Genomic DNA, 19,370 nt, shown 5'->3' with positions numbered 1-19,370 from the left:
TTGTGAATTCGCTCTGAAATATGAGTTAAAGTTCCACGAGAAAGTGTTAACTGGGCGGCATATATTGCTAAAACACATAAGATAATGAATACTAACAAAAGTTAGGCGGTAGTAATTCTAAAGCTATGAGGTGATACCCAGTGCATAACTGGACGCTGCTTTGTATTAAAGTTGGTAAAAAGGCCGCAAGTAATAGGGTCGATTATGATGAAGGATGGTTGGGGCTATGGTTCGCAAGTTAGCAGGCGCGTTATTAACTCTTAGTGTGTTAGATGCAAAAGTCGCGTATTCGCTGGGTTTAGGGGAGTTACAGCTTAACTCGTCGTTAAATCAGCCGCTTGAAGCGCAAATTCAATTGCTTAATGTGGGGGAGTTAGACTCCAGCCAGATTCATATTAATTTAGCCAATGAGAATGATTTCAATCGTGCAGGTGTCGAGCGTGTCTTCTTCCTGACTGACCTTCGCTTCAGGGTCGAAGTAGATGGGCGTGGTGGTGGTACCTTATTTATATCCAGCCATAAGTTGGTTCGAGAGCCTTTTGTTAATTTTTTGATCGAAACGCGCTGGCCCACGGGGCGGTTGCTTCGTGAGTATACTGTTCTCATTGATTTGCCAGTATATAGTGATACGCAATCAGTCACTCAAATTAAGCCTGCTGAGCAAGCGCTAAGCAAGACTGCAACGCAATCGAGTGAAACGGTTATTCAGCGTGCTCAATCACAAGTGAAGCTCGCTAAATCGACCCCAAGTGACTTATCAAGCAAGCCGACACCTGTCGCTGTTACGCAAGCAGTGGCTGCCGTTCAAGGTGATTTTGGACCGACAGTGGAGCACGACACCCTCTGGGCCATCGCACAACGAGCGAGACCGAGTAGTGATGTCACTATTCAGCAAACCATGCTGGCGATTCAGCAAGCAAACCCAGATGCGTTTCTCAACGGCAATATCAATCGCCTTAAGACCGGTCAGGTGCTAAAAATACCTTCGATAGCTGATATTAAGCGCCGCTCAAGAGAGCAGGCAGTCAGAGAGGTTGAGGCGCAAAATAATCAGCGTGAAACTTCGGTGAATGATCGTGTCATCGAGGCCGCTAACGTTGACTCCGAGCTAGATCACGTCGCAAGGCAGAAAGAGACGGCACAATTAAGGCTAACGACACCATCAGCCGGCGGTGATGGTGTGTTAGCCGAGGGCGACTCTGATGCCGGGGCGGCAGTATTGGCTGCCCAAGAAAATTTATCCAAGCTTGAGCGTGAGAACGGTGAGCTGAAGTCTCGCTTGCAAGATATGGATGGTCAAATCGATGATTTACAGAAAATCATCGAGCTTCAAAATAGCCGTTTAGAGCGGCTACAAGCGCAAGCCGCTAAGGCTAATGAGGCGACCGCTGAAAGTGTAGAGAGCGATCCTGAGGTCTTAGAGGGCCCTGGCGTTGAGGTCGACCAGGCTAATAACGCTGTAGATATTGAGTCTGGCGCAGCGGAGTCTGATCAAGAAAATCAAATTAATGAGGCAGCCCTTGATGCGTTGCCTGCATCAGGTGAAGGGCCATCATCAGAAGTGGCGGTGGTAGCAGAGTCAACTGCTAAACCAGATGTCGTTGAAAAGCCTACAGAGCACGTATTATCTACACGTGTGGTAGAGAGTGACGATTCCTTTGTCGATGAGTTTACTTCCAACCCTCTCTACTGGGGAGCAGCTGGTGGTATCCTGTTATTACTAATTGTTGGGCTGGTAGCGCGACGACGTAGAAATGAAGATGAAGACGACTTCGATGAAGGCTCAGAGCTAATTGCAGCTGATACTGAAGATCATGACCCTGTCGATATCGGTACCGAGGTAGAGCAAACTGAAGCAGCTGTAGAAGATTCAGACCTAAGTGAGAGCTCGCTAGCAGACAGCGAAGTTGCTGAATCATCGGTTGTTGATGAGATCGAGAACTATACCCAGGATGATCTAGCGCTGCAGGCAGATGACGAGTCTTTGCTGCTTGATGAGCAGGCTGGTGATACTCCTGAGCCGCAGGTTGTTGACGAGGTTGTATCAGAAACAGAGGTGGCACGAAGCGAGGATGTTGTCGGTGAGGCAGACGTCTATATTGCCTATGGTAGATTTGATAAAGCGGTAGAAATACTCGATGCAGGTTTGGCTTCACAGCCAAATGATGAAGCCTTACATTTAAAAAAGATGGAAGTTCTTGCGCAAGCTAATGAGCGCCAGTCTTTTGTCAATCATTACTCCGTTATGTCGGGTGTACTAGGAGCTGCGGCACTTCATCAGGCTAAAGATATGTTGTCCGGTGTTCCTGATGGTGCTGACTGGTTGGCAGAAATAGCCAGTGGTGATGCAGGTGATCTAAGCGATGTTAATGAAGAGGTCTCAAGTATTGCAGACACTGAGATTACCTTAGACCTAGATGAAGCTTCAGATGATGAGATCCTGCAGCCTGTCGAGTCTTTGGTCGACGAAGAGTTTGCGCTTGATCTTGACCTTGATGTGGACCTTGATGAAAAGCCTGCAGTTGACGTTATTGATGAACTTGACCAGGGTGATTCAGCAAGGGAAGCGCTAGATGAACTCTCGCTTGACGAGTTATCGCTTGATGACTTTGATATCGATACATTGTCAGATGATGAGCTTTCACTATCTGCCGACCAGCTTGAAGACGAGATCACAACCTCATTAAGTGCAGCAGAAACTGCACGTGTTAATAATACTGAGGTTCAGCTCGATAGTAGTGGGGGCGGCGAAGATAATGCTTCATCTGCGGTTGAACTCGAGGGTATTGATGAACTCGATATTGATCTGTCAGATGATGATTTTGCATTAATGGCAGGCTTCGATGATAGTGAATTAACCAATCTTGATGATAGTGATCTTAGTGACTTAGATGAGCTAACACTTGACGACGATCTTAATGAGAGCGTCGTTCAGGGTGCGCCGACTGTTAATGAGCTTGAGTTGTCGGAGGTTGTTGAGCAAGCGCAGTCTAACTCAGATTTCGAGGTTTCTGATGAGCTGGATCTAGCAGGTTCTGAGTTAGATTTAGGTGATTTTGACCTTGATGACGCTGAACTAGGTGGATTGGATTTGGCGGGATCAGATCTAGATTTAGGCGAGTTAGATATAGAAGGGCTTGAGGATGTTGCTAGCTCAGCAGGCTCGTCTTCTGGCGTTGAATTGTCAATTGATGATCTTGACCTTGATGATGACCTGATGGTGATGCCTGAAGGTGATGATTTGCTCGAAGGAGAAGATGCTGATGATGAAGTGGCGACAAAGCTTGATCTAGCAAGAGCCTATATCGATATGGGTGACGACGATGGTGCTCGTGATATACTTGACGAAGTTGTCCTAGAGGGGGATGACACTCAGCGCCAACAGGCCGATGAGTTAATTGCAAGTATCAGTTGATGGTTGAATGACAGAAGTAAGTAGTATCGCTTTACCCCAACGCCCAGTCCGACGTGTCGCACTGGGCGTTGAGTATGATGGCAGTCAATATCATGGCTGGCAGATTCAGCGAAAACCCCCGGTGCCTACCGTTCAGGCCGAACTCGAGCAAGCGCTAGAAAAGATCGCTAATCATCCCGTCAGCGTCGTCTGTGCTGGCCGAACAGATGCAGGTGTTCATGGCACCTGTCAAGTCGTTCACTTCGAAACGACGGTGGATCGACCTTATAAAGCATGGATACGTGGTACGAATACTCAAATGGACCCCTCCGTACGTGTTGTCTGGGCTAAAGATGTTGCCGATGACTTTCATGCGCGCTTTTCGGCCACAGCACGTCGCTATCGTTATGTTATTGCCAATACAGCGGTTCAGCCTGGTATTTTTCACAAGGGTCTAACCTGGCATGCATTTCCGCTGGATGCTGAACGCATGCATCGAGCAGCTCAATACCTTGTTGGGGAACAGGACTTTACATCGTTCAGGGCGCTAGCATGCCAGTCAAATACTCCTTTTAGAGAGGTGAAGAAAGTACAGGTCTCACGCAGGGGGGACTTAGTCATCGTCGATATTCAGGCGAACGCATTTCTATTACATATGGTACGTAATATTGTTGGAAGTTTACTCTTTGTAGGCGACGGCCGACGTGAGCCTGAGTGGATAGAGTCTCTAATGGCTTTAAAAGATCGCAGTCAAGCTGCTGCGACCGCTGCTCCGAACGGCCTCTACCTGGTGGCTGTCGATTATCCCGCCGCCTACGAGATCCCTGAACACCCCCTAGGTCCATGTTTTTTTGTTGATTAAGATGTCTTAATGCCTATGAATAGGCTCTGTGAGTGAGACATGGAGTAATTTCATCTGTTAGACTGTTGACCATTAAAAACAGCCCTGAGATGTACTTATAAGCGTGAAGAGTGTCAATTTGATAACGAGAGTAAAAGTTTGCGGGATTACTTCTGTAGAAGACGCCATCCAGGCGGTAAGTTGCGGTGTTCACGCTATTGGTCTCGTTTTTTATGATAAGAGCCCACGTCATGTGAGTATTCAACAAGCGCGGGAAATTGCACAAGCCCTTCCTCCTTTTGTTAGCTGCGTTGGCTTGTTTGTTGATGCACCTGCTGACTATGTGGAGGCGGTTTTAAGTAAGGTAAAGCTTACATGTCTGCAGTTTCACGGAGATGAATCAGCGGATTACTGCGCTCAGTTTGATCGTCCTTGGATAAAGGGCATCCGGATGCGCGAAGGCATTGATTTGGATGCTGAATTCTCTCGTTACGCAGAGGCCTCTGGATGGCTTCTTGATGCCTACAAAAAAGGTGTGCCTGGGGGTACAGGAGAGCGCTTTGACTGGCATCTTGTTCCGCCTGAATTCGCTTCACGTATCATCCTAGCTGGAGGTTTAACCCCAGCAAACGTAACCAAAGCGATTACACATGCTAGACCGTATGCGGTTGACGTCAGTGGGGGGGTTGAAGCCGCACCTGGCCGTAAAGATCATGATAAGATTAGTGCCTTTTGTGGCGAGGTTGCCGGCGCTACTTCAGAGATAAAGAGTGAGCAATAATGATGACAAAAGAAGATAATACAACGATCCGAAATATGCCTGACAGCAATGGCCGTTACGGTGTCTATGGTGGCCGTTTCGTCTCTGAAACATTGATGTCTGCCCTGCACGACCTCGAACAGATGTATAACAAGCTTTCTGCAGACCCTGCCTTTCAAGCTGAATTTGATCACGACTTAGCTCATTATGTTGGTCGTCCGTCACCGCTGTATCACGCGCAGAGATTAAGTAAGGAGACGGGTGGGGCGCAAATATACCTTAAGCGTGAAGACCTTAACCATACTGGTGCGCATAAGATTAACAATACTATCGGCCAGGCATTGCTTGCTAAATATAGTGGTAAGAAGCGTGTTATTGCTGAAACTGGCGCAGGGCAGCATGGTGTTGCAACTGCTACTATCGCTGCACGTCTTGGGCTTGAGTGTCAGGTCTTCATGGGTGAGGAAGATATCCAGCGCCAGGCGATGAATGTTTATCGAATGAAGTTGCTAGGCGCCAAAGTGACTCCCGTGACCTCTGGTTCACGCACTCTTAAAGATGCGATGAATGAAGCGATGCGTGATTGGGTTACCAATGTCGATGATACCTTTTATATTATCGGTACTGCGGCAGGGCCGCATCCTTACCCTCAGTTGGTTCGGGACTTTCAGTGTGTTATTGGTAGAGAGGCACGGGAGCAAATTTTACAACAGGCCGACCGTCTACCAGACGCTATCGTTGCCTGTGTTGGCGGTGGATCCAATGCGATTGGTTTATTTCACCCTTTCCTCGATGATAAGGATGTTGCTATTTACGGCGTTGAGGCTGGTGGTTTGGGCCTTGAAACAGGTAAACATGCGGCGCCGTTATCCGACGGGCGCCCTGGTATTTTGCACGGCAATCGCACTTATCTGATGGAAGATGACAACGGTCAAATTATCCATACTCACTCAGTTTCGGCAGGGCTTGACTACCCTGGTGTTGGTCCCGAACACTCGTGGTTGAAGGATATAGGTCGTGCTAACTATGTTAGCATCACCGACGATGAAGCTCTGGCAGGTTTCCGCCAATTAACCCAAGTGGAGGGTATTATACCCGCGCTTGAGTCGAGCCATGCTATAGCTTACGCCACTAAATTAGCTGCAACGATGAGCAGTGATCAGATTGTTATTGTTAATTTGTCAGGAAGAGGTGATAAAGATATCCATACTGTCGCTGCCATTGACGGTCTTTCAATCTAATTCTCTGACATGAAAACAATATTATAGAGGTAGCATACGTGAACCGTTTAACCAAAAAATGGGCTCAACTGAAACAGGATGGCCGTAAGGCACTTATACCCTATATTGTAGCGGGAGACCCGAATCCCGACTTTACTGTCGGCGCAATGCTCGAGCTGGTGGCAGCGGGCGCTGATATTCTAGAGCTTGGCGTACCTTTCTCTGACCCGATGGCAGAAGGCCCAACGATTGCCCTCGCGCATGAAAGGGCTTTGGAACATAATGTTAGTTTAACTAGCGTGTTAGATATGGTGTCGGAGTTCCGCAAGAGCGATGATGTGACGCCTGTTATTTTAATGGGGTATGCCAACCCTGTTGAGATTGTGGGCTATGAAGAGTTTGCCAATCGTGCAGCCGATGCCGGTGTTGATGGCTTGCTTACAGTTGATATGCCGCCTGAAGAAGCAACGGCTCTTGATAGTGAGCTTAAGAAGCACGATATTGATAACATATTCTTGTTGTCGCCGACGACGACAGATGATCGTGCAGCCAATATCTGCCAAGCCGCAAGCGGATACCTTTACTATGTTTCTCTCAAAGGGGTAACTGGTGCCGCTAATCTCGATATCGCCGAGGTTCGTGAGCGAGTCGAACGTCTACGGGGTATGACTGATTTGCCGATTACTGTCGGCTTTGGTATTAAAGATGATGCCTCAGCTTCTGCCATCGCTACAGTCAGTGATGGTGCTGTAGTCGGTAGTGCGTTAGTACAACGTATTGCTGATGCGTCTTCGAAGTATGATAATGCAGCTCTTGCAAAGTATGGTGCTGAATTGATCGGCTCCATGCGCATAGCAATGGACAGCTAGAAACCGTGATGTTGTTCGTGCCGGTTCAGCTGGTAGAAAACTATTTATTGATTGAACTCCCCTTAGTTAATGGGGCAAGGAATACAGAATATTATGAGTTGGCTAGATAAAATTTTACCGTCCATGGGACGTAGCGAACAAAGTGATGATCGTAATAGCGTACCAGAAGGTCTCTGGAAGAGCTGTGTCAAATGTGACGCAGTATTATACCGTCCGGAGCTCGAACGTGCTCTCGACGTGTGCCCTAAGTGCGACCACCATATGCGTGTCGGAGCACGACGTAGGCTTGAGATATTCCTTGATGAGGGTGAAAAAGAGGAGTTGGCTAAAGAAGTACAGCCGATCGATCGCCTGAAGTTTAAAGATCTTAAAAAGTACAAGGATCGCCTTTCTGCAGCACAAAAGGCAACAGGGGAAGATGACGCCCTTGTGGCTATGAAAGGCACACTTAAAGGCATGCCGGTTGTTGCTGTCGCCTTTGAGTTCAACTTTCACGGTGGCTCAATGGGCTACGTTGTCGGTGAACGCTTTACTCGAGCCGCTAATGTGGCACTAGCTGAAGGTATTCCGTTTATTTGCTATTCGGCAACTGGCGGGGCCCGTATGCAAGAGGCTTTAATCTCTCTAATGCAGATGGCTAAAACCAGTGCTGTTATTCGTCGTCTTCGCAAGGCAGGTGTTCCATATATCTCTGTTATGACCGACCCAACATACGGTGGTGTATCGGCAAGTCTTGCTCTGTTGGGAGATATCAACGTAGCAGAACCCAATGCACGCGCCGGTTTTGCTGGGCCAAATATTATCGAGCAGACAATTCGTCAGAAACTGCCTGAAGGCTTTCAGCGAAGTGAGTTCCTGATGGAGCATGGCGCGATCGATTTGATAATCCCTCGCTACGAGATGCGCGATAAGCTTTATTCTGTTTTGTCTAAGTTAACTCACCAGACTGCAGCGTAATTGCAGTGTGAGCGAATAGTTTGCTACGTCATGAGTAAGGAGCGGTAGTTGTTAGTGACAGTTGATGACTGGTTGGAGCAGATTGAACGAATGCATCCGGCTGAGATCGAGATGGGGCTAGCACGCATCTCAGAAGTTGCCGAGCGCCTCTCCCTGCTCAGTCCGGTTGCCAAAGTGGTAACGGTGGCAGGCACCAACGGCAAAGGCTCGACCGTCGCCACACTCGAAGCGTTACTGCTCGCAGCAGATGTTAGCGTGGGGGTGAATACTTCACCCCACTTACTCAAATTTAACGAACGCATAAGGGTCGACGGCAATCAGATTTCTGATAATGAGTTGGTCCGTGCATTTCAGCAGATTGATGATGCGCGTGCTGAGATTGATCTCACTTTCTTTGAGTTTACTACGCTGGCAGCCCTACAATGTTTTGCCTGGGCTGGTGTTAATGTGGTGATTTTGGAGGTTGGTCTAGGTGGTAGACTTGATGCCTGCAATATAATCGACGCCGATATCGCGGTGGTTACGAATATTGCGGTGGATCATGAGTCTTGGCTTGGCTCTGATAGAGAAACGATCGCCCCTGAGAAGGCCGGTGTTTGCCGTGCTGGAAAGCCTGTTGTTTGTGCTGATCCTTTGCCCCCAAAAAGTTTACTCGCTAGTTTTGACAATATTGGGGCAACCCCTTATTGGATTGGTAACGACTTTGGTTTTTCAGGCCAGCAATTTCATTGGCGACAACCGAGCGGTAGCACTGAATCAATCTCTGTTGGTAATGTTCCCTTGAGCAACGAGGCGTTGGCAACAGCCCTGCAAGTTATTGCATTGAGCGATCTACCTCTCCCAAAAGACGTACCTTCAGTTGTAGAGAAGATACAGTTAGCGGGGCGCTTTCAGCGCATCCAATATCAAGGGCGATCATTGCTTCTAGATGTGGCGCACAACCCCGCATCTGCTTTACGTCTTACTGAAAGAGTCGGAAGAGAGTTTGGCGGCCGAGTTAATGTGCTTTTTGGTAGCATGGCCGATAAAGATATTAATGGTGTTATTAAAGCGTTAACGCCCATGGTCAACGGAGCATGGTTTGTTTCAGGCCTCAAAGTAGATCGAGCGATCCCCCCCGAGATGTTGGCCGAGCACTTTTATGCACTTGATATTAAGTCAGTTAGTGTCAATAAGTCGGTGGCGCAAGCGTTAGCTCGGGCGATGTCTATACTGAGTGATGACGATTTGTTGGTTGTTTGTGGCTCTTTTTTCACGGTCTCAGAGACCCTTTCAATATTAATACGTAAGGGGGGCATCGATGGGTAAGCAGATGAAGCAGCGCATCATAGGCGCTGTCATACTCATTCTCTTGGCGATCATTTTTCTGCCGATGATGCTAACACCAAAGCAATTGGCTCAAACTGATGAGCTTAAAAGAGAAATAAATCAACCCAAGCTTGAAACTTTTGTTATCGAGAATCCCAATAAAGTCCGTGACGTTAAAGAGGTTGGAGAATACCAGCGTCAGCTTGTTGAGCAGGTAGTAACAGAGGTTGACCAGCCTATCGTAGATGACGTTGTTAGCCCGGTACCAGTAGTCGATGACGAAGCTGAGGCTAGACTTAAAGAGAAGCAGCACCTTCGAGAGATAGAGCGTCAACAGAAAAAGCTCGAAGAGAAGCAGCCGGTGCTTGATGAGCAGGGTTTGCCTGTTGCTTGGTCGGTACAAGTAGCCAGTTTTAGTTCTAAAACAAATGCTGCAGCGATCACTGATAAGCTTAAGGCTAGTGAGTTTCATGCGTATATTAAGCAGGGCTCATACAACAACAAGCCTATATGGCGTGTGTTTATCGGCCCTATGAGTAATAAGGCTGCCGCCATGTCAGAGACAAAGAGACTTGCAGAAACACACCGTCTAAGTGGTCTTGTGGTTAGGTTTGTACCGTAATAGCTAGCTCTGCTAACGTATATGTTGCTACAATCCGCCGCAAATTACTCGTTCAATTAATTACTTGAGTTACATCCTATATGAATATTGCTGATTGGGTGATTGTTTCGACACTGGTTCTTTCATGTGTTATCAGCTTGTGGCGCGGTTTTGTTAAAGAGGCGCTCTCACTAGTCGTGTGGGTAGCCGCCTTTTTTGTTGCCATGACATTTGGCGATAGGATGAATGCCTTCCTTGTAGACTCCATTTCAACACCTTCTCTGCGGCAGATGGCTTCTTTTGGTCTACTGTTTGTCATTACTCTCGTTATCGGCACATTAATCAATCATCTCGTGGCTGCCGTCGTACGTATGACGGGGCTCAGTGGAACAGATCGGCTGCTTGGCACTGTTTTCGGAGCTGCCAGAGGCGTTATCTTAGTACTTGCCATCCTTATATTGGCTCCCCCTATACTTGGCATTGATCAGGATAGCTGGTGGAAGCAATCATTGTTAATCCCCAAGTTTCTTATGCTAGAAGATTGGGCTAGAGAGATGGGGAGCATGGTCTTTGGCTGGCTTACTAGCATCTTCGGTACTAGCAGTGCCTAGTATGTTGACACTCAGTGTATAATGTCGCCTTCAAACAATGTATTTTCAACACTCCTAGTATTAGCTAGGTGTATTAATCGCTATTTTAGAATGGGCTGGAGCTTAATCGCATGTGTGGAATAGTGGGCGTAGTCGCCAAAAGTAACGTAAACCAGGCGCTTTTTGATGCCTTGACAGTGCTGCAACACCGTGGTCAAGATGCTGCAGGCATGGTGACTTGTGATAATAGTTCTCTGCATCAGCGCAAGGGCAATGGTCTTGTTCGTGATGTGTTTAGAACACGCCATATGACACGCTTGGTTGGCACTATGGGTATCGCCCATATTCGCTATCCAACCGCAGGAGGTTCAAGTCCTGCACTTGCACAGCCCTTTTATGTCAACTCGCCTTATGGCATTAGTCTGGCGCACAATGGCAATCTGACGAATGCTGAGCAACTCAGCAAAGAGGTCTTTAAGACAGATCTTCGTCATATGAACACAGACTCAGATTCCGAAGTCTTGCTCAATGTCTTTGCCCATGAAATGCAGGTACTTGGAAAGTTAAACCCTTGTGCAGACGATGTTTTCACTGCAGTAAAGCGTGTACACCAACGTTGTCGTGGCGCTTACGCCGTTGTGGCGATGATTGCTAATCGCGGTATGGTCGCTTTTCGTGACCGCTTTGGTATCCGCCCTCTAGTGATTGGTCAGCGTAAGACTGATAGCGGCACTGAATACATGGTGGCTTCTGAGTCGGTTGCGATTGATGTGTTGGGCTTTGAGGTCATGCGTGATGTCGCGCCAGGAGAGGCAGTATACATTGATATGGATGGCAACCTATCAACTCAACAGTGCTGCGTAGATACTGAGTTGGTCCCTTGTATTTTTGAGCAAGTATACTTTGCAAGACCTGATAGTGTGCTCGATGGCGTGAGTGTTTATCAGTCGCGCGTACAGCAAGGTGTTAAGCTCGCCCAGAAAATCCAGCGTGAATACCCTAATTTGAAAATTGATGCGATCGTGCCGATTCCAGATTCGAGTGTGATTGCCGCTCAATCCATGGCGCAAGAGCTAGGAGTTAAGTTCAGTGGCGGGCTCGTTAAAAACCGCTACATAGGCCGTACTTTTATCATGCCTGGCCAGACACAGCGTAAAAAATCTGTTCGACAAAAACTGAACGCAGTTCGCAGTGAGTTTGAGGGCAAAGATGTCTTGCTCGTTGATGACTCCATCGTACGTGGCACGACCAGTGGTCAGATTATTGAGTTGGTAAGAGAAGCCGGGGCAAACAAAGTATTTTTTGCTTCTGCGGCCCCCCCGGTTCGTTACCCAAATGTCTACGGCATTGATATGCCGTCTACAGATGAGCTGATTGCGTCTGGCAGAACCATCGATGAAGTTGGCAAGCTTATCGGAGCGGATTTCTTGCTTTATCAAGACTTAGACGATTTAATTGATTGTTCTATCGGCATGAACAAGGCGATCAAACGTTTCGATTGCTCTGTATTTAATGGCGATTATGTCACGTGTGACATTGATGAGGACTATTTAAAAGCACTGCATGACAAACGTAACGATGCGACAAAGTCTAGCGCAGAAAACCAAGACGAGAGTGGCGACGGCGCGTTCTTAGAAATTTATAATGAGGCGACTCGAGAGGGATAAGTTCAGATGAGTGAAGATAAAGAGCAAAGCGCCAGAGATCAGGCGCTTGCCGAGTGTCATATTGACACGTTGGCTGTTCGAGCCGGCCAGACAAGGACGATGGAAGGTGAGCACAGTGAACCTATCTTCACGACATCTTCCTATGTCTTTAATAGCGCGGCCTCTGCAGCTGCACGCTTTAGTGGTGAAGAGCAGGGTAATGTCTACTCTCGCTACACCAATCCAACAGTACGAAATTTTGAGCAGCGGATTGCGGCCATGGAAGGCGCAGAGATGGGGGTTGGTACATCATCGGGCATGGCCGCGATCCTCAGCACTGTGATGGCTCTATTGAAGAGTGGCGATCATATTATCTGTTCGCGTAGCGTCTTCGGGACGACTACAGTCATGTTTAATAAATACATGGAGAAGTTTGGCGTTGAAATCAGTTATGTCTCATTGACTGATATTGACGAGTGGCAGCAGGCTGTTCGTAGTAATACGGCCATGTTGTTTATGGAGACGCCTTCAAACCCTTTGTGTGAGTTGGCAGATATTACAGAAGTAGCTTGCATCGCACGTGATTGCTCAGCCTTACTTGTTGTTGACAACTGTTTTTGTACGCCCGTATTGCAGCAGCCACTCTCTCTTGGTGCTGATATTGTTGTGCACTCTGCGACGAAATACCTCGATGGCCAAGGTCGCTGTGTAGGTGGTGTGGTGGTCGGAAAGCAGCAGCACATGGATGAGGTGTTAGGCTTTATCCGTACTTGTGGGCCGACCATGAGCCCCTTTAATGCCTGGGTGTTTCTCAAAGGACTTGAGACGCTAAACCTACGGATGCAGGCTCACTGTGCTAATGCTTTAGCGTTGGCGCAGTGGCTTGAATCCCAGCCTAGTGTGACTAAAGTGCATTATGCAGGGCTTGAGAGCCATCCGCAGCATGCGTTGGCGGCGAGACAGATGCGCGGCTTTGGTGGCGTACTTTCGTTTGAGGTGGCAGGCGGTAAAGATGAGGCCTGGCGATTTATTGATGCAACTAGAATTGTATCTTTAACTGCAAACTTAGGTGACGCTAAAACGACTATCGTTCATCCAGCAACGACGACCCATAGTCGTTTGACGCCAGAGGCTAGGGCAGCGGCAGGTATCAGCGACAACTTGATTCGGTTAGCTGTTGGTCTTGAGCATATTGATGATTTAATCGTCGATATGGAGCGCGGTATTAGCGCTCTATAACTATTTGAACCACTTGTTGGAGGTGACACGGATGTCACCTTTAATCATTGCGAACGATGTTGTTCAGGGTTTATCACTGACTCTGGTACTATAGGGAAGTACTGGTAATTAATAATAAAATTATATTTAATCATCGATGAAAACGTCCCTATGAATACGTTAGTTGATAATGTTGTTGCTGAAATAAGCACAGTTTTGCTTGGTAAAAACGAGCAAATAAAAATGTCACTCTGCTGCCTTTTTGCAGGAGGTCATCTGTTATTAGAAGACCTGCCTGGCATGGGCAAGACAACCCTGAGTCATGCCTTGGCCGATGTACTTGGCCTTGATTATAAGCGCGTGCAATTCACGAGCGACCTACTACCAAGTGATATTATTGGGGTCTCTATCTACGACAAAGCCAACTCAGCTTTTGAATTTAAGCCTGGGCCAATTTTCAGCCAATTATTGCTTGCTGATGAAATTAATCGAGCGACACCCAAGACACAGAGCGCCCTCCTTGAAGCGATGGCAGAAGCCCAAGTTAGTTGTGATGGTGAGAGAAGAGCTCTACCGACCCCTTTCTTTGTTATCGCTAGCCAGAACCCCACGAATCAGTCTGGCACTTTTACATTACCTGAATCACAGCTTGATCGCTTTTTGATGTGTATGGCTATGGGGTACCCGAATCGGGATGCGGAGCTGGCTATGTATCAAAGAGGACAGCATGTAGCAGGTCACAATCAATTAAAGCAGATAATTAGTATCCCTCAGCTCATTAGAATACAAGAGGCTGTCAATGCTGTAACGGCTGCAGAGCCTTTGTTAGACTACCTTCATCGCTTAGTGACCTTTACTCGTGACGATACAAAGATTGGGGTAGGGCTGTCGCCCCGCGCTGGCCTTGGTTTGTTACAAAGCGCCAAGGCCTGGGCTTACATTAATGGCCGAGACTATGTTGTACCAGAGGATGTACAGCATGTTTTCCCTTGTGTTGCAGGACATCGGCTACTTGACTCAACAGACTTTAGCAGCAGCGGCTCAGTATTAGTTGAGCGTGTATTACGCGGCGTTAGTGTCTTTAAATAATATGAAGCGCCTATATCATCGTTGGAGAAAGCGGTGGCTGAACCGTAGAGTGCCTGCTGCACGTACACAACAACTTGATCAACGACGTCTTTTTATCTTCCTTAGCCGCCCTGGATTGGCTTTTGTTCTGTTGCTGGTCGTTCTATTTATGATGGCTAATAACTTTGCTAATAATGCCATATTCATCGTTTTTTTCTGGTTGCTAGCGATTTCCCTCGTTTGTATATTACACACTTTTCGTAACCTTTCTGGTTTGAGTGTATCGCTACATTCAGTGAGGCCAAATTTCGCCGGGGACGATATCGAGGTAAATATAGCATTGTCAGGGACACCTGGACGGCGTTATCACAATATTCATTTGGCTTGGCCAGGTTTAGAAAGTTATCGTGTTGATATAGAAAGTAACGAAGAGGTGGTTGTCCGTGCTGTGCTTCCAAGTCGTTATAGAGGAAGTCTAAACCCAGGGCGTTTCATGATCTGGAGCCAATACCCATTAGCGATATTTCGTTGTTGGAGCTGGCTGGATCTTGGGGTTGAGGTGCCTGTTTACCCTAAACCCTACGCGGTAAGTGAATTACCAGTATCAGGGGAAGTTAATGCAAGCTTAAGTGAGGCTCAGCCTGGGCAAGAGGAGTTGCACAATATACGTAACTATCGCCAAGGAGACTCGCCGAAGCATGTGATGTGGAGAACATTGGCGAGGGAGCAGCCTTTGCAGACAGTAGAATTCCAAGAGCTGTCAGGGCTGCCCGTTTGGCTCAATTACGAACTTCTAGTGAATACTGACAAAGAGAGGCGCTTGTCGATTTTGTCACACAGCGTGTTAACACTAGCTGCAAAGAAAGGCTGCTATGGTTTGATTTTGCCAGGGCAGATTATTGAGGCCTCAGCTGGACAGGCACATAAGATACAGGCTTTAGAAGCATTAGCGTTATTTGAGTCAGAGGTAGCTGAACTTGAATGATGTAAATGCTTTCGACCTCATCCCACGCCAGTCCGTTTGGTGGCTGTTATTGTCGCATGTTGTGGTTGCTAGCTGTTTTTGGGGAGAGCAACCGCTTGTTATCTATCTCGTTGCGGTGATTGCTCTAGTGTGGCGCTATTTTATCGCGAGAGGGCGGTGGCACTTTCCCGCAAGGCTTATTAAATTTACTCTTGTGGTGACGGCTTTTGTTGGCGTCGCTCAGTCCTCCTTTAAGTTAGCAAGCTTAGATCAGTTTATTATGCTGTTACTACTGGCGAGCAGCTTTAAATTATTAGAGACAAGATGCCGTCGTGATGGCTATATCTATTTAGCCATTGCCGTTGTGCTGGTGTCGGCCAGCTTTTTGTATAGCCAGCTATTCCTCACAATTCTGCACGGGTTGCTCGCTTGTGGTTTGTTATTATCAGCGTTGATATCGCTTAACACAGGTACAAGTCGTCAAGGGCAAGTTTACTATATACTCAAGCTGGCTATGGTTATTAGCCTTCAAGCGTTGCCGCTAATGATCGTATTGTACTTGGTGATCCCTCGCATCGCGCCACTCTGGGCAGTGCCTTCGTTTAGTTCGACAAGGACAATCGGCTTATCAGACTCAATCGACGCGTCGAGCATGTCGGTCCTTGGCAGCAGTGATGCGGTTGCCTTTCGAGTTGATTTTAAAACTCCGCAACCAGAAAGGCAGCAGTTATATTGGCGCGGCCTGGTCTTTGAAGAGTTCGATGGTCGCCGTTGGTCTATATCGGCACAGAAAACAGAGAGCAGCATCGATGCAGTCATGCCCGAGCCGCTGTTTGTTTATCGGGTGACGTTAGAGGCCAGCTTCCAGCCCTATTTATTTGCCATTAACAGTGCCTTCTCGTCTTCACCGCATGTAGAAGTTGTTGCGAACCGTTTATTAAGGAAGACCTCTGCAGTAGACCAACGGTTTTATTATGATGTACAGACAGGGCCAACTCATTATAGGCCGCTGCCATTGGCTGCACGTAAGCTTAACCTTGAACTACCTAGTAACAATAGGCGTACCATTGCTTACGGAAAGGAGTTGGCGAAGCAATATCCGACAGCCGAGGCAAGAAGCCAAGCAATATTAGCGCTTTTCAATCAACAAAATTATTATTACACACTGAATACACCGCCAATATCCCTAGAAAATAGCGTTGATGACTTCTTGTTCGTAAACAAGCAAGGCTATTGCTCACATTATGCAGGCGCCTATGTATTATTGATGAGAGCATCAGGCACACCAGCTAGGCTTGTCGGTGGTTATCAGGGCGGAGAGTTGAACAGCGATGGGACACTTGTCGTGAGGCAGTATGATGCCCATGCTTGGGCGGAGTACTGGCGAGAAGATGTTGGCTGGCAGCGAGTAGATCCGACGGCGGCGATTGCCCCGGAGCGTGTGAAAGAAGGAGCTCAGACGATGCTGCGTCAGCGTAATGAGTTTTATGCAGGCGGCTTTTTTGAGCGCGTAGGGCTTAACAGGATCATGCTTTTTAATAATCTACAGCAACATTATGATGCCTTCAATCACCGCTTTAACTCTCTCGTGATGAACTATGATAGCTCCACACAGAGCCGTGTAGTCAAAGGGCTGCTTGGAGAAATTACGGCGGTGCGAATTGTACTTTTCATGTTCGCGGCAATGCTTCTGCCATTGCTTGTATTTTTATTACCCAACGTACTTCGCTTAAAACGTGAGAGTAAATTGGTTGCTCAACGAAGGTGGAGGCACCTTTGCTGGCAGCTTAACTTATTTGGCTATCCCTGCTCAGCAGGTGAGTCGGAAAGTCATTACCTTTTACGTATTGGTAATAGCTTTGTTGTTAATCAAGAGCTTATAGCTGAGTTTATACAGCTATATACTGAGTTAGTTTATGGCTCACCTTGTCCTAAAGAGCTTATATCAGCGAAGGAAAGAAGGTTAGGCCAGGTAAGCCGAAGGCTACAGCGTTCCCTGTTAAAGTCCTACCTAAAAAAATGGCTCACCCCATCATCGACTTAACAATCTTTAAGATAGGCATTCATCGATAGTAATAGATTGTTGATAGCCTTAAATTATTTGCTATTGATGCCTTTAACGTTCAAATAGATCAAGCAACGTAACGGTCGTTATGGCAACTGCTACTCATTTTCTCAGACACTCATGCTATAATCCGTCGCCTGTATTTCGCGGCAATGACATCGTCTCGCCCTCTAAGTAAGCACTGCACAAAGGTTGTACTATGGCCGATAACAATTTGATCCCAGTAACACAAGTTGAAACGGGTAAGAAATTTACCAATGAATCCGGTGTCACCGCGATCAAGAATGGTATTAAGGCGACCCAAGGCGCTGATAGAGAGCTACTGAAGAAGCCTAAATGGTTAAGAATTAAGGCGAAAGGTGGTAAAGGCTTCGAAAACGTTAAAGGTATCGTGCACGACCACAAATTGGCGACAGTCTGTGAAGAAGCTATGTGCCCTAATATCAGTGAATGCTGGACCTCAGGGACAGCAACGATCATGTTGATGGGCGATACCTGTACCCGTGCTTGCCGCTTCTGTTCGGTGAATACCGGTAACCCAAAAGGGGTGCTCGATCCTGAGGAAGCACAAAACACTGCAGACTCTGTTCGATTGATGAAACTGAAGTACCTAGTGCTAACTTCAGTAAACCGTGATGATGTTGAAGATGGTGGAGCAGGGCACTACGCTGCGGTAGTCAAAAAGGTGATCGAGGATAACCCCGAGACAGCTGTAGAGGCGTTAACGCCTGACTTTCAAGGGGTTCTTGCCGATGTTGAAACCGTCGTTGATAGCGGTATTGCTGTATTCGCACAGAATGTCGAGACGGTTAAGCGTTTGACCCACCCTGTACGTGACCCACGTGCTAGCTACCAACAGACGCTGGATGTACTGGCCCATGCTAAGCAGCATCGCCCAGAGGTACTTACCAAGACGAGTTTGATGCTAGGACTGGGTGAGACGGAAGAAGAGATCATCGAGACGATGGATCACCTACGTAGTGCTAACGTCGATATTTTGACACTCGGGCAATACTTGCAGCCAACGGTCAATCATTTGCCGGTTGAGCGTTATGTCTCACCAGAGAACTTTGAAAAATATCGTCAGTGGGGATTGGATCGCGGTTTCTTGGAAGTTGTCTCAGGTGCGTTTGTACGGTCAAGCTATCGTGCAGAGCAGGTACTACAGAAAAACAATGTAGGCCTCGCGACACCTTTATAATATCGCTTGTCCCACTGCTTCAAACAAAAAGCCGCTCTGATGAGCGGCTTTTTGTTACTGCAACAATCACTATTCGTTATTTTTGCCAAGATAACAGCTCGCCACATGATCATCGACCATGCCGCTTGCCTGCATGAAGGCATAGCAGATTGTGCTGCCAATGAATTTGAAGCCGCGTTTCTTTAATGCCTTTGACATTGCATCGCTGATGGTGGTTTTAGAGGGCAGGCTAGCCATATCTTCTGGAGTGTTAATGATGGGCGTGTGATTAACAAAGCTCCACAGGAAGTCATCAAGACTGCCCAGCTCCTGTTGCAAGTCCAGCGTAGCGCGTGCATTTTGTCTGATGGCGTAGAGTTTCAACCTGTTTCGAATCAAGCCCTTATCAAGGAGGTTTTGCTCGATATCTTCATCGCTCATTGCAGCCACTTTATTTATATCAAAGTGATGAAAGCATTGGCGGTAATGCGCTCGTTTCTTTAAAACTGTAATCCAGCTTAGGCCTGCTTGTTGCCCCTCAAGACAAAGCATCTCAAAAAGAGCCTGATCACCATGCAAAGGCTTGCCCCACTCATTATCGTGATAATGCTGATAAAGGGGGTCTTCGCCGGCCCACTGACAGCGCGGTTTACTTTCCATGTCACACTACCTTTATGCTGTATAAAAAC

At 47.3% G+C, this 19,370-nt stretch carries 16 protein-coding genes; 15 read left to right on the top strand and 1 reads right to left on the bottom strand.

Annotation, left to right across the window (positions count from 1 at the left end; translation table 11 throughout):
• Positions 1–226 precede the first annotated feature (226 nt).
• From EDC56_RS12765 to lipA, 15 genes are all read left to right on the top strand, one after another.
• Positions 227–3,415: a FimV/HubP family polar landmark protein gene (locus EDC56_RS12765; RefSeq protein ID WP_162844191.1), complete on the top strand. Its 3,189-nt coding sequence runs from the start codon at positions 227–229 to the stop codon at positions 3,413–3,415.
• Between the two features lie 7 nt (positions 3,416–3,422).
• A complete protein-coding gene (gene truA / locus EDC56_RS12760) occupies positions 3,423–4,256 on the top strand; it encodes a tRNA pseudouridine(38-40) synthase TruA (protein WP_123712968.1) in 834 nt (277 codons plus the stop codon).
• Between the two features lie 118 nt (positions 4,257–4,374).
• Entirely contained in the window at positions 4,375–5,016 is a 642-nt protein-coding gene (locus tag EDC56_RS12755) for a phosphoribosylanthranilate isomerase (protein ID WP_123713334.1), read from the top strand.
• Positions 5,016–6,236: a tryptophan synthase subunit beta gene (trpB, locus tag EDC56_RS12750; protein WP_123712967.1), complete on the top strand. Its 1,221-nt coding sequence runs from the start codon at positions 5,016–5,018 to the stop codon at positions 6,234–6,236. Before EDC56_RS12755 ends, trpB begins: the two co-directional genes overlap by 1 nt.
• Positions 6,237–6,274: 38 nt before the next feature.
• Entirely contained in the window at positions 6,275–7,084 is an 810-nt protein-coding gene (gene trpA / locus EDC56_RS12745; RefSeq protein WP_123712966.1) for a tryptophan synthase subunit alpha, read from the top strand.
• Between the two features lie 93 nt (positions 7,085–7,177).
• Positions 7,178–8,041, top strand: a complete 864-nt coding sequence (gene accD, locus EDC56_RS12740; RefSeq protein WP_123712965.1) for an acetyl-CoA carboxylase, carboxyltransferase subunit beta — start codon at positions 7,178–7,180, stop codon at positions 8,039–8,041.
• Between the two features lie 54 nt (positions 8,042–8,095).
• Positions 8,096–9,349, top strand: a complete 1,254-nt coding sequence (gene folC / locus EDC56_RS12735; RefSeq protein ID WP_123712964.1) for a bifunctional tetrahydrofolate synthase/dihydrofolate synthase — start codon at positions 8,096–8,098, stop codon at positions 9,347–9,349.
• A complete protein-coding gene (locus tag EDC56_RS12730) occupies positions 9,342–9,971 on the top strand; it encodes an SPOR domain-containing protein (RefSeq protein WP_123712963.1) in 630 nt (209 codons plus the stop codon). The genes folC and EDC56_RS12730 overlap by 8 nt, the downstream gene beginning before the upstream one ends.
• Positions 9,972–10,051: 80 nt before the next feature.
• Complete coding sequence (locus EDC56_RS12725) at positions 10,052–10,561, top strand: CvpA family protein (RefSeq protein ID WP_123712962.1); 510 nt, start codon at positions 10,052–10,054, stop codon at positions 10,559–10,561.
• Between the two features lie 110 nt (positions 10,562–10,671).
• Positions 10,672–12,207, top strand: a complete 1,536-nt coding sequence (gene purF / locus EDC56_RS12720; RefSeq protein ID WP_123712961.1) for an amidophosphoribosyltransferase — start codon at positions 10,672–10,674, stop codon at positions 12,205–12,207.
• Positions 12,208–12,213: 6 nt separating this feature from the next.
• Complete coding sequence (locus EDC56_RS12715; RefSeq protein WP_123712960.1) at positions 12,214–13,425, top strand: O-succinylhomoserine sulfhydrylase; 1,212 nt, start codon at positions 12,214–12,216, stop codon at positions 13,423–13,425.
• A 150-nt stretch (positions 13,426–13,575) separates the two neighbouring features.
• Entirely contained in the window at positions 13,576–14,493 is a 918-nt protein-coding gene (locus EDC56_RS12710; protein ID WP_123712959.1) for an AAA family ATPase, read from the top strand.
• A gap of 319 nt (positions 14,494–14,812) precedes the next feature.
• Positions 14,813–15,457: a DUF58 domain-containing protein gene (locus EDC56_RS12705; RefSeq protein ID WP_162844190.1), complete on the top strand. Its 645-nt coding sequence runs from the start codon at positions 14,813–14,815 to the stop codon at positions 15,455–15,457.
• A complete protein-coding gene (locus tag EDC56_RS12700) occupies positions 15,450–17,480 on the top strand; it encodes a transglutaminase TgpA family protein (protein WP_123712957.1) in 2,031 nt (676 codons plus the stop codon). The genes EDC56_RS12705 and EDC56_RS12700 overlap by 8 nt, the downstream gene beginning before the upstream one ends.
• A 220-nt stretch (positions 17,481–17,700) precedes the next feature.
• Positions 17,701–18,702 (top strand): lipoyl synthase, encoded by a 1,002-nt coding sequence (gene lipA / locus EDC56_RS12695; protein ID WP_123712956.1) that lies wholly within the window; start codon positions 17,701–17,703, stop codon positions 18,700–18,702.
• A gap of 69 nt (positions 18,703–18,771) precedes the next feature.
• Here the strand turns inward: lipA and EDC56_RS12690 are convergent, their stop codons facing one another.
• On the bottom strand, positions 18,772–19,341 hold the full coding sequence (locus EDC56_RS12690) for a DNA-3-methyladenine glycosylase I (protein ID WP_123712955.1): 570 nt from the start codon (positions 19,339–19,341) through the stop codon (positions 18,772–18,774).
• Positions 19,342–19,370 lie beyond the last annotated feature (29 nt).

Origin of the sequence: Sinobacterium caligoides, from assembly GCF_003752585.1 — a bacterium.
GTDB lineage: Bacteria > Pseudomonadota > Gammaproteobacteria > Pseudomonadales > Sinobacteriaceae > Sinobacterium > Sinobacterium caligoides.
The sequence above is the reverse complement of the archived record's forward strand: the minus strand, read 5'-3'. Positions and strand labels throughout refer to the sequence as shown.

Bases quoted from the DNA above. Each gene is read 5' to 3' on its own strand.
- EDC56_RS12765 (WP_162844191.1), top strand. From the start codon at position 227: ATGGTTCGCAAGTTAGCAGGCGCGTTATTAACTCTTAGTGTGTTAGAT.
- truA (WP_123712968.1), top strand. From the start codon at position 3,423: ATGACAGAAGTAAGTAGTATCGCTTTACCCCAACGCCCAGTCCGACGT.
- trpB (WP_123712967.1), top strand. From the start codon at position 5,016: ATGATGACAAAAGAAGATAATACAACGATCCGAAATATGCCTGACAGC.
- accD (WP_123712965.1), top strand. From the start codon at position 7,178: ATGAGTTGGCTAGATAAAATTTTACCGTCCATGGGACGTAGCGAACAA.
- EDC56_RS12730 (WP_123712963.1), top strand. From the start codon at position 9,342: ATGGGTAAGCAGATGAAGCAGCGCATCATAGGCGCTGTCATACTCATT.
- EDC56_RS12725 (WP_123712962.1), top strand. From the start codon at position 10,052: ATGAATATTGCTGATTGGGTGATTGTTTCGACACTGGTTCTTTCATGT.
- purF (WP_123712961.1), top strand. From the start codon at position 10,672: ATGTGTGGAATAGTGGGCGTAGTCGCCAAAAGTAACGTAAACCAGGCG.
- EDC56_RS12715 (WP_123712960.1), top strand. From the start codon at position 12,214: ATGAGTGAAGATAAAGAGCAAAGCGCCAGAGATCAGGCGCTTGCCGAG.
- EDC56_RS12710 (WP_123712959.1), top strand. From the start codon at position 13,576: ATGAATACGTTAGTTGATAATGTTGTTGCTGAAATAAGCACAGTTTTG.
- lipA (WP_123712956.1), top strand. From the start codon at position 17,701: ATGGCCGATAACAATTTGATCCCAGTAACACAAGTTGAAACGGGTAAG.
- EDC56_RS12690 (WP_123712955.1), bottom strand. From the start codon at position 19,341: ATGGAAAGTAAACCGCGCTGTCAGTGGGCCGGCGAAGACCCCCTTTAT.